A 15,918-nucleotide genomic window follows, 5' to 3' on the forward strand; every position below is an offset into this window, starting at 1 on the left:
GCTCGCAGGGCATGCAGGATCGTTCACGCCCCGAACAGGAAATGTGCGGCGTGGAGACATGCGTGACCCGTCCGGAACGCCCCGCCGGAGGATGTTATGTGCCGTGGCAGGTCTCCTGGCTTACGGGTCTTCGCGCTGATTCCGCCTTCCCGGACTTTCATCCAGTGGCCTGTATGGAATCGGCACTCGCCGCTGACAGTTGCGGGGGCAGCGCCGGCTTTGCATCGGCTTCCCTCTTAGCCACGCCGGATGCGTGAACATCCGACATGGAACCATGACAAGCCTTATGACTGCCGCATGTTCTGAAAAAGAGTCAATAGCTCTTGCTCATATAAAGAACTCCTTATATGTAAATCCGTATGGAACAGGCCCTCATCATTTTCCAGGCACTGGCAGACATGACCCGTCTGCGGATTCTGGCCCTTCTGCGCGAGATGGAACTGTCCATCGGCGAGGTGGCGCAGGTGCTTGGGCAAAGTCAGCCCCGCGTGTCACGGCATGTGAAGATCCTGGCAGATGCGGGATTGATTGAGCGCCGCAAGGAAGGAAGTTGGGTCTTTTTGACTTTGGGCGTTCCGGATCTTCTAGAGCCTGTCTTTATGGCGTTGGATCGATGGACTGCGCGGGAACCGGCGGAAATCCGTGCGGATCGTATTCGCTTGCAGGCCATTCGAGATGTTCGTGCGCTCGCGGCGGAAGACTGGTTTGAAACCCACGCGGCAGAATGGGACGCATTGCGTTCCTTGCATGTGTCCGAACAGGAGGTCGAAGCAGCGATCGTAAAGACGCTCTCAGCATCTCCGGTCGGCCGCCTTGTGGATATAGGCACTGGAACCGGTCGTATGATGGAATTGCTGGGAAGCGGCGCCCAGACAGTCATCGGGTTTGATCGCAGTCCCTCCATGCTGCGATTGGCGCGGACCAAGCTGGCGGAAGCTGGTCTGGAGCAGGCTGATCTGCGGCAGGGGGACTTTCAGGCCCTTCCGTTGCCGGAGCATTCAGCCGATGTCGCCGTCATGCATCAGGTTCTGCACTATGCACAGCATCCGGCTGCTGTAATTGCGGAAGCCGCGCGGATTCTGGATGCCAACGGTCGATTGCTGATTATCGATTTTGCTTCCCATAATCGGGAAGAACTTCGCACACGGGATGCGCATGTTCGGCTTGGATTTACCGACGCGCAGATGGCGACGTGGTTTCGCGCTGCCGGTCTGGTTCCCGCAGAACCAGTGGCTCTTGAAGGCGAGCTGACTGTGAAACTCTGGCTCGGCCAACGCCCCAACTAAGCTGAATTATTGAATAAGGAGCTGGCGTGATGCCCGCACAGAAAGGGCCTCTGCCCGCAATTTCGTTCGAGTTTTTCCCTGCAAAGTCGGAAAAGGCAGCCGCCACGCTGCTGGAAAACGCAAAAACGCTAGCTGCTTTTGGTCCGCAGTTTATGTCCGTGACGTATGGGGCAGGTGGGTCAACACGGGACCGCACCCTGGCCACGCTGAAAGACATGGTTCGGGAAACTGGCGCGCCAACGGCTGGGCATCTGACCTGCGTGGGGGCCTCCAAAGAAGACGTCAATGCCGTGGCGCAGGCGTACTGGGACGCTGGTGTGAAGCACATTGTGGCCCTGCGTGGTGATCCGCCGCCGTCAGCCGGGGGCGTCTATGAGCCTCACCCGGAAGGCTACGCGGGGGCTGTGGATCTGGTGCACGGATTGAAGGAGATTGCACCGTTCGAAATCTCCGTTGCGGCATATCCGGAAACGCATCCTGCCGCGCTTAGCCCGCAGTCGGATCTGGAGCATCTGCGCGCGAAGATTGATGCGGGTGCGGACCGGGCTTTGACGCAGTTCTTCTTCGAAGCAGACACATTTCTACGCTTCCGGGACCGTGCTGTGGCCATTGGAATCGAGCGGCCGATCGTGCCGGGTATTCTTCCGGTTGGAAGTGCTGCGCAGGCCTGGAAGTTTGCCGATATGTGTGGTGCAAACGTGCCGAAGTGGATGCGCGACCTGTTTGAGGGGCTGGATGAAACGCCCCAGGCACGGGCGTTTGTCGCGGCTACGATTGCAGACCGGCTTTGTCAGACACTGAAAGCTGAAGGGGTGAAGCAATTCCATTTCTATACGTTGAATCATGCAGATACAGCATCAGCCCTTTGCCGCCTTCTTGGGCGACGTCCGATCTGAATCGGAGAGGGCTGGATTTCCTGCGCAAACGGGGTGACAAAAGGGAATGACAAGATTCCCGATCGTTCTTCTCGACTACGATGGTACTCTGGCGGAAACGCAGCCGGCCATTCTTCGCAGCCTGAAGGAAGCCTTTGAAGCCAGTGGCTACAAGGGCCCTTCATCAGACGCCCTGAAGCATCAGCTGTCAAAGGGTGGGACGCTTCAGACGCTGTTTCAGGCGATCATTCCCGACAGTGATGTTGATGATGCGCAGGCTTTTGTTCGTCACTATCGGGCGTATTACCCTAAAGCCGATCAGGAAGAGACCGTTCTGTTTGACGGGGTGAAGTCAGTGCTCGACGACCTTAAGGCTGACGGGGCAACGCTGGTCATCCTCAGCAACAAGCATGCTCCGACTGTTCATGCCAGTATCGAGCGCTTCGGCCTTGGTGGGTGGATCAGTAATGTGATTGCGTCCGAACCAGACTACCCGCACAAGCCGGATCCCCGGGTCATGACAGACCGTGTGCAGCCGTTGTTTCCGGAAGTTCCTGCATCGGATTTTCTAATGGTTGGTGACACAGCGGCAGATCTTGGATTTGCCCGCAATAGTGGCATTGCATCCTGCTGGGCGAGTTATGGGCACGGGTCTGCAACGCAGTGCATTGACCTGAAGCCGGATTTCCAGATCGACAGTATTGCCGGGCTTCTGAACGTCGCCCGCTAATACAGTGTGGTTCAGCCCTTGGGGGCTGGACCAATGCTGCCGCGAGCGACGAGTTCTGTTTCCAGAATGACGTTCTTGTTCTGGCGGCCGTCCTGCTGGGTCAGGAGACGGACTGCCTCCATGCCTTTGCGCTCATGAGGCTGGCGAATTGTGCTGAGGTCCGACAGGGCAGCGGCAGGAATGTCATCAAATCCAAAAATCGACACGTCTTCAGGAATGCTGAGACCCGCCGCACGGATTGTTTGCATGGCGCCAATTGCAACGCGGTCACTCATTGCCAGAATTGCTGTCGGTGCATTCTGCCGGTTTAGCAAGAAGCGCGCGCCTTCAGCACCGGACTCTTCAGAGTTGATCGGAATTTCCCAAGCCGGCACGTTTTCGGGGGCAATGCCTGCTTCCTGAAGGGCTGTTAGGTACCCCTCAAGACGCATGGCAATCGTGCTGTGTGCAATATTGGCGCGACGCTTGGCCGTCAGGATGCCGAAATAGTCGTCATGGGCTGTTTTGAGAGACAGGATACCGAAGCGACGGTGTCCTAGCTCAAGCAGGGTCTTTGCAGCGTTGTAGGCGGCTCCACGGTCATCAATGCCGACATATGGCACGTTGTCCAAACGAGGCTGATCCACCACAACGAGCGGAACGTTCCGCTGCTGCGCCATCAAAACGCACCGGCTATCGGGGGCCACGGAATAAAGGATGTACCCGTCGACCGCAGCATTACCGAGCGAAACAGGTGTGTTCATGTTGCGGAGGCTGCTGCCTGCTGAAATCAGGGCCAGATCCGTTTCCATTTCGTCGCAGCTTTTCGCGACGCCGTTCAGGACGGCGAGAACGGCAGGATCAGAAAATGCGTATGGGAGATCTTCACTGAAGAGAAAGCCCAGTGCCCCGGAATGCCCGGTTGCAAGCTGTTTCGCTGCTGGATCAGGGCCTGTATATCCAAGCTCCTGGGCCGCTGCGAAGATCTTTTCCCTCAGCGCAGCCGAGAGTTGGCCCGGCCGGATATAGGCATTCGAGACTGTCGTATGGGACACCCCGACCTGTGCCGCTACATCCTTGAGCGTAACCTTGCGACGACCGTACTGACGGGTTGTTTTCATATGTTATCCAATAATGAAAACGCTGCCTTCGTGCAATCCTGACGGAAGAACGCGAAGGCACCTAATGTGCAGGTGCCTCAGGTAAATGCTGGTCTGAACGTCGTCTGCCCATCTTCACGATTACGACAAGAGGGTAAACGTCTCAGTTTTTTGGCTTTGTTGTCGCAGTATTTTTCTGCGGAGCTGGTTCAAACATCGCCCGGCATTTTGGGCTGAGCTGATCCATCTTCTTTTTCATACAGGCTGTAATCTTGGCTTCGTTAGGAATGGCAAACGTGCACAGGCGGATGGCGTCACCTTGGCAGGCCTGTTTCTGCTCGTCGCGTGTCGCGGCTGACGCCGTGCCAGACAGGGCGGCAAAACCGGTCAGGCAGGCCAGAAGCATCAGATAGCGGGTCATGGACCTTCTCCTTTTTCCATCTAAAAGCGTTTGAAAAGCAGCACAGTTTCCGTTGGCTCGCACGGTGAAACAGGGTGCGGTGCAAGCCGGGTTCTGATCATCGGGAGAGCGGACGGACGATGCGCGCAAACCTTGCGCCTTCCAGGGAGGAGCGTTGGGCACCTGGTTTGCGTGAAGGGGCTGTAGCCGTCGGTGAGACTGCCAGTCCGTCAGAGCGGAGTGTCATGATGAGCATTCTGGCGCGAGCGGCGTCGGGCGTATCAGCCATGCAGTAGCTGATGGCGCGGGACTCTCGCTGAGACTCAATCAGTCCACTGCGGCGGAGTGTGCCGAGATGCTGGCTCAGTGTTGGTTGGCCAATGCCCGTCATGGTCTCGATTTCACTGACAGCATGTGAGCCATCGAGCAGGGCCGACAGGATCATGAGGCGTTGAGGCTGAGCGAGCAGGCGCAGCCATTCGGCAAGATTTCGGCTTTCTTCGAGGGCGAGAAGAGTCATGGGCGCGGCTTCTTCGGCTGAAGGAACCAGTTCGGACCTGCTTTCTGAACTGCTTCCTGGGTCTGAAGAGGGGGGGCAATAGCGGCCTGTCCAGGCTGCCAGCCTTCCGGTGTCAGCACGTTGGAGCGATCTACTTCCTGCAAGGCGGAAAGCATACGCTGCAACTCGGCCACTGACCGGCCAACGCTGGCAGGATAGCTCAGGATGGCGCGAATAATCCCCGTCGGATCAATGAAAAAGACGGACCGTACCGTGGCGCTGTCCTGTGCTTCCAGATCCATCATTCCGTAGGCGCGGGCGACCTCCATGGAGGGGTCTTCAACGATCGGGAAAGGAATGCGGACATTGAAGCGTTCTTCAATGGCCGTAATCCATGCCAGGTGAGCGGGAAGACTGTCTGCGGAAAGCCCAAGGAGCACGCAGTTCCGTTCGCGGAAAAAGGTCTCCATTTTGGCAAAGGCAATGAACTCGCTCGTGCAAACGGGTGTGAAGTCCGCCGGGTGTGCGAACAGCATGACCCACCGCCCTCTCAGCGAACTCAGTACGAATTCACCGTGGGTTGTGCGTGCCGTAAAATCGGGGGCCTCGTCGCCTATGCGAAGGGGGAAAAAGGCGGAGTCTTCAGTGAGTGGGCCTGTCATGATGCTGTATCCAGCCTGTCCGGGTCTTGACTGTTGATAGTTTATTACTTTATTAAACACATAATTGTTTTCTTGGAAATGTGTAACTCCAGAGGTGAAAACGCCATGCCTGATGCTGCCATTGACGCTGCAACTGCCCAGATTGGACGTGTGCAGAGTGGTGAGGTTCCATCCCCTGTAGTTTGTACGTTCTTTGATGAAGCGACAAATACAGCCAGTCACGTTGTTCACTGCCCGATTACCAAACGCGCTGCGATCCTCGATAGCGTGTTGGACTATGATGCCGCTGCGGGTCGGACATCCAATGGCTCTGCGCAGGCGATTGTAGAGTATGTGCGCCGGGAAGGGTTGTCTGTTGACTGGCAGCTGGAAACCCATGCGCATGCCGACCATCTGTCTGCAGCGCCCTGGCTTCAGGAGCAGCTCGGCGGAAAACTGGGAATTGGCGCGAACATCGTGCGCGTCCAGAATGTATTTGGAAAAATCTTTAACGCGGGTACGCGTTTTGCGCGGGACGGATCGCAGTTCGATCATCTTTTCCAGGATGGTGAGACATTTTCCATTGGCGATCTGCCAGTCACGGTCTTGCATGTGCCAGGCCATACGCCAGCAGACATGGCGTTCGTGATCGGAAACTGCGCCTTTGTGGGCGATACGATCTTCATGCCAGACTTCGGGACCGCACGCGCCGATTTTCCCGGCGGGGATGCCCGTCAGCTTTTCCAATCCATCCGTCGGCTTCTATCCCTTCCGGAAGAAACGCGCCTCTTTCTTTGCCATGACTATAAAGCGCCGGACCGCGAGGACTACGCATGGCTGACCACTGTGGCTCTGGAACGTGCCCATAATATTCACGTTCATGATGGTGTGAGCGAGGACGATTTCGTGGCGATGCGCACAACGCGTGACGCCACTCTGGCGATGCCGAAGCTTCTGATGCCGTCAGTGCAGGTCAATATGCGTGGCGGTCATATGCCAGAACCAGAGGCTGACGGCATCAGCTACATCAAGATACCCGTCAATCGCCTCTGAGCCGGTTGACCGATTCAGATATTTTTGTCGGAGAGCACGTCATGCCAACCACGTCTTTAACGGATCGCTACGCTGTTTCCCCTCAGGTCACGCCGCAGGATGTTGCGGATCTTAAGGCCGAAGGTTTTCGGAGCATCGTTTCGTTTCGCCCCGATGGTGAAGCGCCGGATCAGCCGGATGCGGCGGCTGTAGAAGCGGCTGCAAAGGCAGAAGGGCTGGCGTTTATCGCAATTCCTGTGAAGGCGGGAACGGTGCCAAGCGATGCTCAGGTGTTGCAGGCCAGAGAGGCACTGGCGTCTCTTCCGGCTCCGGTTGTTGGTTATTGTCGGTCAGGAACACGGGCTGCCCAGATCTGGGCTCTCGCAGAAGCTGGTACGCGTCCTGCTGCGGAAATTCTCGCAGATGCCGCGCGTGCCGGTATTGATCTGGGTGGGTTGAAGTCGCGCCTGGATGCTGTGCCAGCTCCGACCATGGCTGCACGTGAAGGCGCGCGGCATTTTCAGGTGCTGGTTATCGGCGGCGGTGCGGGTGGCCTTTCCGCCTCCGCCAGTCTGCTCAAGCGCAATTCTGCTCTGGCTTTGGGAATTGTTGAACCCTCAGAAGAGCATTTCTATCAGCCGGGTTGGACCCTCGTAGGGGGCGGCGTTTTCAAGGCATCCCAGACACGTCGTCGGGAACAGGACCTGATTCCCAAGGGTGCTGTCTGGCTGAAAACGTCCGTTGAACTTTTCCGCCCCGAAGCGCGTGAGGTTGTCCTGAAGGATGGCACGGTTCTGTCCTATGATGCGCTGATTGTAGCGACAGGCATCTCCCTGAACTGGGACGCTATCCCTGGCCTGAGCGAAACGCTGGGCAAGAACGGGGTGACGTCCAACTATCGCTTTGATCTGGCGCCTTACACGTGGCAACTGGTTGAGAAGCTCAAGAGCGGCAAGGCTATTTTTACGCAGCCGCCTATGCCTATCAAATGCGCCGGTGCTCCACAAAAAGCCATGTATCTGGCCAGTGACGCCTGGCGTCGTCGGGGCGTTCTGAAAAATATTTCCGTCGAATTCAACACGGCCACGCCGGGTCTGTTTGGGGTGAAAGAGTTTGTTCCCCCTTTGATGGATTATGTGCGGGATTACGGTATCGCCCTCCATCTGGGATCAAAGCTGGTTGAGGTAAATGGTCCTGCCAGAACTGCTGTTTTTGAGCGGAAGACGGACGCAGGCGTGGAGCGTGTGGAGAGCACGTTTGACATGCTGCATGTCGTGCCACCTCAGGTTTCCCCCAAGGTTGTCAGGGAAAGTGCCATTGCTGGGTCGGACGGTTTTGTTGAAGTGAATCCGGAGACGCTCCAGCATGTTCGGTATCCGCAGATCTTCGCTCTTGGTGACGTGATTGGAACGTCCTGCGCCAAGACGGCAGCTGCTGTGCGGGTACAGGCCCCTGTGGTTGCAACGAATGTTCTGGCTTTCTTGCAGCGCAAAGATCCGGTGTCTGGATATGACGGATATGGCGCATGCCCATTGACCGTTGAGAACGGCAAGATTGTTCTTGCTGAGTTCGCTTATGGCGGGAAGCTTGCGCCGACATTGCCGAAGTGGCTGCTCAATGGCCAGAAGGCGACCCGCCTCGCTTGGTGGCTCAAAAAATACGTCATGCCGGCTCTTTACTGGAAAGGAATGCTCAAGGGGCATGAGCTCTTCGTTGCGCCAAAGTCCCTGAAGTCCGGTAAGAAATAAGTATCGGCCAGACTGATGCAAATTGCGCTTGAGCTGTTCTGTGGTGTCATTATTGGTTTTACGCTGGGGCTGATTGGCGGTGGCGGATCAATCTTGGCTGTTCCGCTGATGGTCTATGTCGTGGGGGTGAAAAATCCCCATGTCGCGATCGGGACAAGCGCCATGGCTGTTGCCGTCAACGCACTGGCGGGGCTTGTCAGTCATGCGCGACAGAAAACCGTTAAATGGCGGTGCGCAGCAGTTTTTGCGCCTTTTGGTGTTGTCGGCGCCTTGGTGGGGGCTGCGCTAGGTAAGGCTGTTGACGGGCAAAAACTGCTGCTTTGCTTTGCAGTCCTGATGATTGTTGTTGGTATTTTGATGCTTCGGGGACGTCGGAACCCTGGTATCGCGGGCGCTGCCTGTAATCGCGACAATATGCCCAAGGTCATGGCCAGCGGAACGGCCACAGGGCTTTTGTCGGGCTTCTTTGGCATTGGTGGTGGGTTTCTTATTGTGCCCTCGCTGGTTGCCTGCACGAGGATGCCCATTCTGAATGCAATAGGGACGTCTTTGGTCGCCGTCGCTGCTTTTGGGGCCAGTACTGCTCTTAGCTACATGCTGTCCGGGTACGTTGACTGGACGATGGGCGCGCTTTTTGTTCTTGGCGGTGTGGTGGGTAGTACGCTTGGGACCTCAGCGGCCCGACGCCTGGCGGGAGCCGGCGGTACCCTCACTACGTTCTTTGCATGTGTGATCTTTGTGGTGGCTACGTATATGATCTGGCGGAGTCTCACTGCCTTCTGAATTTGAATATTGGATTTCTGGTGACGTCCATCATTCGTGACGTGGTGCTGAGGCATTCATAATTAAATTAATTATCCCGTTTCAGGCAGGAAATACTACGCTTCAGCAAGAGCTGAAAGAAACCTGTGAGGGGTTTTTGAACGCGTCTGTCAAAACGAGGCCACCGGAAAAGTAATTTGCCAGCATCTCATTGGTGTATCGGGCTTTTTTCATGTTCCATTCCTCAATCGTTATGACATACTGAGATGTAATGGTCAGACGATTGGGAGAATGAATGGTGACGGATGTTGGTCAGCGGTTGCGGCTCGTTCGTGTTGCAAAAAATCTTTCCCAGCGTGAGTTGGCCAAGCGTACCGGTGTCACCAATTCCACAATTTCCCTGATTGAGTCGGGGGATATGAACCCCTCAATCGGCACTTTGAAACGTGTTCTGGACGGTATTCCCGTCACACTCGGCGATTTCTTCAGTTTCGAAACAGAAGGGCAGGAAAAATACTTCTATCTGGCTGATGATTTAACTGAAATCGGGCAGAGCGGTATCTCTCTGCGGCAGATCGGCGGGAACCTGTTTGGTCGCGCTCTTCAGGTCCTGCACGAGCGTTATGACCCTGGGGCCGACACCGGTGTCGCGTATGCGCATGACGGTGAAGAGGCTGGCGTTGTCATTCGCGGTCAGGTGGAGGTGACGGTGGAGAACCAGTCCCATATTCTTGGGCCGGGAGACGCCTATTACTTTGACAGTCGCAAGCCTCACCGCTTTCGCTGTATCAGCGACGAAGCCTGCGAAGTGATCAGTTCGTGTACACCTCCGACGTTTTAAAAACGCCGCAAGCGCTAATGGCTCTATGCCGTCAGAGCGCGCTTTTCCCTGAAGCCGTCGCGTAGATAATGTTGTAACGGGCCGATTGTGTAGTGGCGCCTTACATCGCGATGGGCAGCAAGATAGGCCTCACTGTTCCACAATGTCGTGGCTAGTCCCGGCCCCTCAACGAAAGCGAGCTCTGTTGCGCCAATCCCTATGAAAACGCGCACGCTGTCATCATACAGATGCGTGTATTCTTCGGCTATTACCAGAAGAGCCTGAACATCACAGATGGAGATTGTCTGTGGATCGACTGAGCTATTATCGAGAATGGTGAGGTTTTCGAACCCGAAGAGCCAGGCGTAATGCGTGATCCACCGCCCCAGTGCAGACAGGTCATGCGTCTGATCGCAGGGGCCGGCTCGTGTTCACAGAAATATATAAAGAGATCGGACCCACTTCGCTATCCTGTCCAAAATGGGCAGAAATGATTGGCCCTGAACTTTACCATTCACTGCTCACAATTTCATGAGGGGTGTTTTTTAGGAGAAACGCACCAATCTTAAGGCTTGTGGAAAGCCTCTCGGTTTCGTTAAGGCTAGACGCAAGACCTTATTCAATCAGGGAGGCAGGGCATGTCCCAGTCATCATCTTTAGCGGTAAAGGAAGCTTTTCCGCCGCATCTGGCAGATATGAGGGTCAGTCGCTCACCGGGCAGGCCTATCAATCTTCTGCTGAAGGATACGATTCTTTCAGCGATTGCCACGGTCCTGACGGAAGAGGGCTATCAGGGCCTCACGATCGGAAAAGTTGCCAAACAGGCAGGTGTGTCTACCGCGACGGTCTATCGCCGGTGGCCTACCAAGCAGGCCATGTTCTTTGATGCCATCCGTCAGTGGAAGTTCAGCCTCACGCCTGAAATCGATACGGGCAGTTTTCTGGGAGACGTCGACCAGCTGATCGAGGCGCGTATTCGCTTCTTGGCAACTCCGCTGGGCCGCACATATGGTACGCTCTTGGGTGAAGCCGTGCATAACCCGGAGTTCGGCACTGTGCTTCGCGAAGTCAGTATTGAGCCGGCTCGGCAGCAGATGCATCGCTTTCTTGAGCGCGCAAAGAAGCGAGACGAAGAGGCTTTCTGCTATCCGGCTGACACAGTTCTGGATGTCATTCTTAGCACCATCCACTTCCGTGCCATGGATACGCTGTGGAACAAGAGCATCGAAACGGAAGTCAACATCCGTGACCTCAAGGCTTTAACCCGCTGCCTGATTGGGACGCGCCAATAGGGGCGTATTTCAGAAACCGCAGGAGACGCGGCCGCCTATGAAACGTGGTGTGCCGGGAATGTAGAAATACGTTGTTGTCGCCATTCCTCCGCTTTCGAAATACTGGCGGTTCAGAATGTTCGAGGCGTAAATCGTTGCTTCCCAGTGCCCGGATGAGGGGCGAAGGGTCGCATGGGCGCCGAGTAGGAAGTAGGGAGGCAGGCGATAAAAGCCGGTGCCTCCTACGGCAATGGCCTGGCTGCCGCGATAAGACCAATCCGGGCCAATATCCAGTCCCAGATGGTCAGTCAGTGCCTGCCGCCACTCTGCCTGTCCGTTCAGGGTGAGTTTTGGCTGGCCGTTATCAACCCCAGCGAAGTTATTGTTAATGGCCTTCCAGACACCGGTCTTGGCATAATAGGCGTTTGTGGCAGCCCGATTGACGTTCGGAAAATCCTGATAATTGCCACGCTGCCAGCCAATGTTCTGCGTGACAAAAACATGCCGAACCGGGTGCATTTCCACCGTACCCTCAAAGCCCCAGCTTTCGGACTTTGGGACATTGGTGATCTCGCTAAGCGGGCCGTAATTCGGGATCATCACGGTCCCGACAACCTGCTGTCCGTGGAAATCATTATAGAATGCCGCACCATTCAGGCGGAGCTTTCCCGGGATTGGATCACTTTTGAAGCCAACCTCGTGGGTCAGGACCGTTTCCGGGCCAAACGGATCGAGCTGCGCCTGGATCTGGGTATTATTGGCGCTGAACCCGCCAGGTTTGAAACCTTTGCTCAGCTTGTAATACACCATCGTGCTCTGCAACATCTGCCAAGACACGCCGACCTGTCCTGCGAACTGAGCCGAGGCAGTGCTTTCAGGCTGAAAAATATGTGTCGAGCCACCAAAAATTTCTGATTTCAGACCTGTCAGAGAGCGGTCGTCGATTTCGTGTAGTAGGCCGCCAAACAGCGTGACGTTATGCGGCAGACGATAGCTGATGTGACCGAACTCGGACGTACTTTCCTGGTTCATTCCGAAATTGGTGGACATCATATAGCCACGGGCCGAGTAGTCTGTGTAATCGAACAGGAAGCGCTGTTTCATACGGCTGCGCTGATAAAATGCTCCGACAACCCATTGCAAACGGCTGTTTGGGTCGTTTGAAGACAGGCGTAATTCCTGCGTAAAGGCGTTCGCACTGATCGTTCTGTACGTATCCGCCTGAGACGCAGATGTGCCGTCCTGATCCGTATATTCCCCTTGGCGTTCCGTCTCGAAAGCGCTGATGGACGTGATTTTGGCAAAGCCGAGATCACGGTCCATATGCAGGTCAAAACCCCAGAACTGGTTGTGCTCACTTGGCTTGAGGCTGCGAGGTCGGTCGATCAGATCGGCGAACTGAGGCTTGAGAGACCATTCAGCTTGCTGTCGTCCCAGTGAGGGCAGGCCCTGTGAGCCGATCAGGCGATAGACCGGAACACCGGTGACGACTTCGCTGTTATCCTGCACGAAATGACCGGAGAGCATGATGGTCGTGCGACTGTCGGGGCGCCAGCGGAGCTTGCCGCGCAGGGCCCAGGAATCTGCGTCCCCCAGATGTGCGCCCGTGAGAGGATTGGTCTGCCAGCCACCGCCCTGTCGCGTCTGACCGGCAAGACGGAAATCCAGTCCTTTCGCCAAGGGGCCGGACACATAGGCTTCGCTCCTGCTGCGGGCATAGGATGCGATGTCTTCGCTCGCGCCATAATGCCAGGTGCTTGTCGGGTCCGCTGTCCGAAAACGGACCTCGCCGCCTGTGTCGGACTGTCCGTGCATGGTGCCGACTGGGCCGGGAGTGACAGTTGCATCTGCCAGATCGAACATCAGGCCACTGGCCATGGTTGAAAACGCAAAAGGCACGTCATCGAAATAGGTCAGAACGGTCGGAATGTTGTTTTGCGTGAAATCGTTGAAGCCGACCCCGCGAAGGTAGAAGTTTGTGGAAGCCGTTCCGTTAATGGACTGGATCGTCAGATTGGGGGCCACGCGTTCGACATCCCGTAACGTGACAACGCCACGTTCAATCAGCCGCTCGGCAGTCAGACGCGTGTCTGCGTCCGGCTGTTTCTGTGCGGCCTGGAAGGCAAAATCCGTTCGTTTGACGCTGACTTTGATCGTCTCATCAGCCTGCGCATTAACCGATTTCAGGTGCGTGTGCCGGGATGTCTTGTCATGCTGTTGTACGGCGGGTGCTGCCCACAGAGCTGATGGGAAGCCAGCAAGACTGGCTCCGAGAAGAAGAACCCTGCGGAACGACATGGGGACACTGGTCTCCGGGAGCGGAAGAACGGGAAATTGTGGCTTTTATACCGCACGTGAGCTGCAGAGCCAACAATCAGGAGGGAAAAGGTCCAGTTCTGCTTGATTTGTTATGATATAACATAATAAGGAGTCGCACTTAGAATCTTCTTCGCCTTCTGAGGACAACATGCTGCCTTTTGTGTCTGCTCGATCTTTTATTCTGCTGCTTGGGTGCACGACTGCCCTGTGTGGTACGGCATATGCTCAGGACGCAACGACAGGCACGACAACTGATACGGAAACGTCCCGTTCCAGCTTCGGTCATTCTGACGACCAGCACGGCACAACCGTGACGGAAACGAGCCGTCAGGGTGAAGACAATATTGTCGTCAATGCCCATTTGGAACGTGCCCGCGACGCGCTCCAGTCTTCCACGGGTGCCACGACCTATCATTTCAGCCGTCAGGATATCGAGACCAATCCGGGCGGTGACAATGCCCCGCTCACGTCCGTTCTGCTTCAGGCTCCTGGTGTTGCGCAGGATAGTTATGGCCAGATCCATGTTCGTGGGGACCACAACGAAGTTCAGTTCCGTCTGGATGGCGTTGCCCTACCGGAAGGCATGAGTGTCTTCGGTCAGGCGCTGATGACCCGCTTCGCACATTCCATGTCCCTGACGACGGGCGCGCTCCCCAGCGAGTACGGATTTCTTCAGGCCGGTGTGATCGATATCAACACCAAGAACGGCTATTCTGATCCCGGTGGCAGCATCTCCATCTACGGTGGCGCGCGCGACTATTTCTTCCCGTCACTTCAATATGGTGGTCACAAGGGGAAGTGGGACTGGTTCGCTACGGCTGATTATGTCCACAACCGTGTTGGCATTGAAAACACGACCCCCAGCTTCAATGCGATTCACGATCTGACCAATCAGTATCACTTCCTCGGTCACGCCCGTTACACGGTTGACGAGAACACCCGGATCAGCCTGACCGCCGGTGTGTCCAATGCCGAATATCAACTCCCGAATAATCCGGGTCAGCAGCGTCAGTTTGCCAATCCGTCCTATACGGGCAGCACCCTGTCCCAGAACCAGTATGGAAACGGCGATAGTAACAGCCTGAGCGAGCACCAGAAGGAAATCACGGATTTCGGCATGTTGTCCCTTCAGAAGGACATGGGCCGCCTGAGCTTCCAGACGTCTGCCGTGCTGAGATACAGCTCTCTGCGTTATTCGCCTGATCCGTTGGGCGATCTAGTTTATAACGGTATTGCACAGCGCGCAGCACGCTCGGTTTTCTCAACCGGCAACCAGACGGATGCGACCTGGCAGGCCGCGAAGAACCATACCGTCCGTTTCGGCTATCAGGTCTATGTTGAGCGTAATACGTCCAAGTCTGATTCAACCGTTTATACGCAGACGGGTGAAGATGATGACGGCAATGCCGTTTACTCCGGCGATACGACCAATATTCATGATGGTTCTGGCCGGACTGGCTGGATGTATGGTCTGTACGCTCAGGATGAATGGCGCCCTATCAAGAACCTGACCATCAATTACGGTCTGCGCTTTGACGGTGTGGATGAATACACCCATTCAAAGCAGGTCAGCCCGCGTATCAATATCGTTTATAAGCCCTGGCATGGTGGAACCTTCCACGCGGGCTATTCCCGTTACTTCACGCCGCCGCCGTTCGAACTCGTGACCGGAACGGCCCTGTACAAATATACGGGTACGTCGGCACAGCCTGCGAACTACAAAAATAGCACGGTCAAGGCTGAGCGCGACCATTACTTTGATGCAGGTTTCTCCCAGACGATCCTGCCGGGCTGGCATGCGTCGTTTGATGCCTATGTCAAACTGGCGAAGAACATGATCGACGAAGGGCAGTTCGGCTCCCCAGTCATCCTGTCTGTGTTCAACTATCGTCGCGGACAGGTCCACGGGTACGAGTTCTCCACAGACTACACACGGGGTGCCTTCAGTGTTTACGGCAACTTCTCCTGGTCGCGCGCCATCGGCAAGGATGTGGTGTCTGGTGAATGGAACTTCGATCCGGAAGATCTGTCGTATATCAAGAAGCACTGGGTCCATCTTGATCATGACCAGCGTTGGACGGCTTCTGCGGGGACGAGCTACACGGCCTTCTACAGAACTGGTCATCCGCTGCGTCTGTCAGCAACGATGGTTTATGGAAGCGGCCTGAGAGCGGATGGGGCGACGCCGAATGGTGCTTCTGTCCCGCAGTATGCGACGTTCAACCTGTCGCTGGTCCAGTCTTTCAAGGATCTGTTCCACGTTCCATTCCTGAAGCAGACGCAGGTTCGTCTGGATGTAACGAACCTGTTCGACAAGACCTATCTCCTGCGTGATGGCAGCGGGATTGGCGTCGGTGCGCCACAGTATGGTCTGCGCCGTACAATCCTGACCGGTATTGATCAGCGGTTCTGATCGTCTGAACTATCCAGAGTTGAAAACGGGGGCATCTGCGAAA

At 55.9% G+C, this 15,918-nt stretch carries 15 protein-coding genes and 1 riboswitch; of the genes, 9 read left to right on the top strand and 6 right to left on the bottom strand.

What is annotated here, in order from left to right; genetic code table 11:
- Window positions 1-87: 87 nt before the first annotated feature.
- Window positions 88-292: riboswitch (cobalamin riboswitch) on the bottom strand.
- A gap of 67 nt (window positions 293-359) precedes the next feature.
- From KP707_RS00695 to KP707_RS00705, 3 genes are read left to right on the top strand one after another with little or no spacing between them, the layout of a single operon-like run.
- On the top strand, window positions 360-1,286 hold the full coding sequence (locus tag KP707_RS00695; RefSeq protein ID WP_211501861.1) for a metalloregulator ArsR/SmtB family transcription factor: 927 nt from the start codon (window positions 360-362) through the stop codon (window positions 1,284-1,286).
- Window positions 1,287-1,315: 29 nt separating this feature from the next.
- The gene (gene metF / locus KP707_RS00700) at window positions 1,316-2,182 is read left to right on the top strand and encodes a methylenetetrahydrofolate reductase [NAD(P)H] (RefSeq protein ID WP_211501862.1); all 867 of its coding nucleotides are present in this window, start codon (window positions 1,316-1,318) and stop codon (window positions 2,180-2,182) included.
- A gap of 46 nt (window positions 2,183-2,228) precedes the next feature.
- Window positions 2,229-2,891 carry an HAD family hydrolase gene (locus tag KP707_RS00705; protein ID WP_211501863.1) on the top strand — a complete coding sequence of 221 codons (663 nt, stop codon included), beginning with the start codon at window positions 2,229-2,231 and terminating at the stop codon, window positions 2,889-2,891.
- Between the two features lie 11 nt (window positions 2,892-2,902).
- Here KP707_RS00705 and KP707_RS00710 read toward each other — a convergent pair whose 3' ends face one another.
- From KP707_RS00710 to KP707_RS00725, 4 genes are all read right to left on the bottom strand, one after another.
- Window positions 2,903-3,991 (bottom strand): LacI family DNA-binding transcriptional regulator, encoded by a 1,089-nt coding sequence (locus KP707_RS00710; protein WP_046900105.1) that lies wholly within the window; start codon window positions 3,989-3,991, stop codon window positions 2,903-2,905.
- Between the two features lie 142 nt (window positions 3,992-4,133).
- A complete protein-coding gene (locus tag KP707_RS00715) occupies window positions 4,134-4,391 on the bottom strand; it encodes a hypothetical protein (protein WP_373687763.1) in 258 nt (85 codons plus the stop codon).
- Between the two features lie 97 nt (window positions 4,392-4,488).
- Entirely contained in the window at window positions 4,489-4,890 is a 402-nt protein-coding gene (locus KP707_RS00720) for a helix-turn-helix transcriptional regulator (RefSeq protein ID WP_215751567.1), read from the bottom strand.
- A complete protein-coding gene (locus KP707_RS00725; RefSeq protein WP_211501864.1) occupies window positions 4,887-5,531 on the bottom strand; it encodes a peroxiredoxin in 645 nt (214 codons plus the stop codon). Before KP707_RS00725 ends, KP707_RS00720 begins: the two co-directional genes overlap by 4 nt.
- 105 nt (window positions 5,532-5,636) lie before the next feature.
- On the opposite strand from KP707_RS00725, the gene KP707_RS00730 reads away from it, so the two are divergent.
- From KP707_RS00730 to KP707_RS00745, 4 genes are all read left to right on the top strand, one after another.
- Window positions 5,637-6,563 carry an MBL fold metallo-hydrolase gene (locus KP707_RS00730; RefSeq protein ID WP_198942076.1) on the top strand — a complete coding sequence of 309 codons (927 nt, stop codon included), beginning with the start codon at window positions 5,637-5,639 and terminating at the stop codon, window positions 6,561-6,563.
- A 41-nt stretch (window positions 6,564-6,604) separates the two neighbouring features.
- On the top strand, window positions 6,605-8,290 hold the full coding sequence (locus KP707_RS00735; RefSeq protein ID WP_211501865.1) for a bifunctional protein tyrosine phosphatase family protein/NAD(P)/FAD-dependent oxidoreductase: 1,686 nt from the start codon (window positions 6,605-6,607) through the stop codon (window positions 8,288-8,290).
- A gap of 15 nt (window positions 8,291-8,305) precedes the next feature.
- Window positions 8,306-9,073 carry a sulfite exporter TauE/SafE family protein gene (locus KP707_RS00740; RefSeq protein WP_211501866.1) on the top strand — a complete coding sequence of 256 codons (768 nt, stop codon included), beginning with the start codon at window positions 8,306-8,308 and terminating at the stop codon, window positions 9,071-9,073.
- A gap of 274 nt (window positions 9,074-9,347) precedes the next feature.
- Window positions 9,348-9,893 carry a cupin domain-containing protein gene (locus tag KP707_RS00745; RefSeq protein WP_064273653.1) on the top strand — a complete coding sequence of 182 codons (546 nt, stop codon included), beginning with the start codon at window positions 9,348-9,350 and terminating at the stop codon, window positions 9,891-9,893.
- 23 nt (window positions 9,894-9,916) lie between these two features.
- Here KP707_RS00745 and KP707_RS00750 read toward each other — a convergent pair whose 3' ends face one another.
- Window positions 9,917-10,105, bottom strand: coding sequence for a hypothetical protein (locus tag KP707_RS00750; RefSeq protein WP_249202709.1), 189 nt, complete (start codon window positions 10,103-10,105; stop codon window positions 9,917-9,919).
- Between the two features lie 405 nt (window positions 10,106-10,510).
- Here KP707_RS00750 and KP707_RS00755 point away from each other — a divergent pair, with 405 nt between their 5' ends.
- The gene (locus KP707_RS00755; protein ID WP_046900097.1) at window positions 10,511-11,164 is read left to right on the top strand and encodes a TetR/AcrR family transcriptional regulator; all 654 of its coding nucleotides are present in this window, start codon (window positions 10,511-10,513) and stop codon (window positions 11,162-11,164) included.
- A 9-nt stretch (window positions 11,165-11,173) separates the two neighbouring features.
- Here the strand turns inward: KP707_RS00755 and KP707_RS00760 are convergent, their stop codons facing one another.
- Window positions 11,174-13,441: a TonB-dependent receptor gene (locus KP707_RS00760; RefSeq protein ID WP_211501867.1), complete on the bottom strand. Its 2,268-nt coding sequence runs from the start codon at window positions 13,439-13,441 to the stop codon at window positions 11,174-11,176.
- 169 nt (window positions 13,442-13,610) lie between these two features.
- On the opposite strand from KP707_RS00760, the gene KP707_RS00765 reads away from it, so the two are divergent.
- Window positions 13,611-15,875, top strand: a complete 2,265-nt coding sequence (locus KP707_RS00765; protein ID WP_086633769.1) for a TonB-dependent receptor — start codon at window positions 13,611-13,613, stop codon at window positions 15,873-15,875.
- Window positions 15,876-15,918 lie beyond the last annotated feature (43 nt).

The sequence above is a fragment of the Gluconobacter sp. P5E10 genome (genome assembly GCF_018812145.1).
Lineage (GTDB): Bacteria > Pseudomonadota > Alphaproteobacteria > Acetobacterales > Acetobacteraceae > Gluconobacter > Gluconobacter cerinus.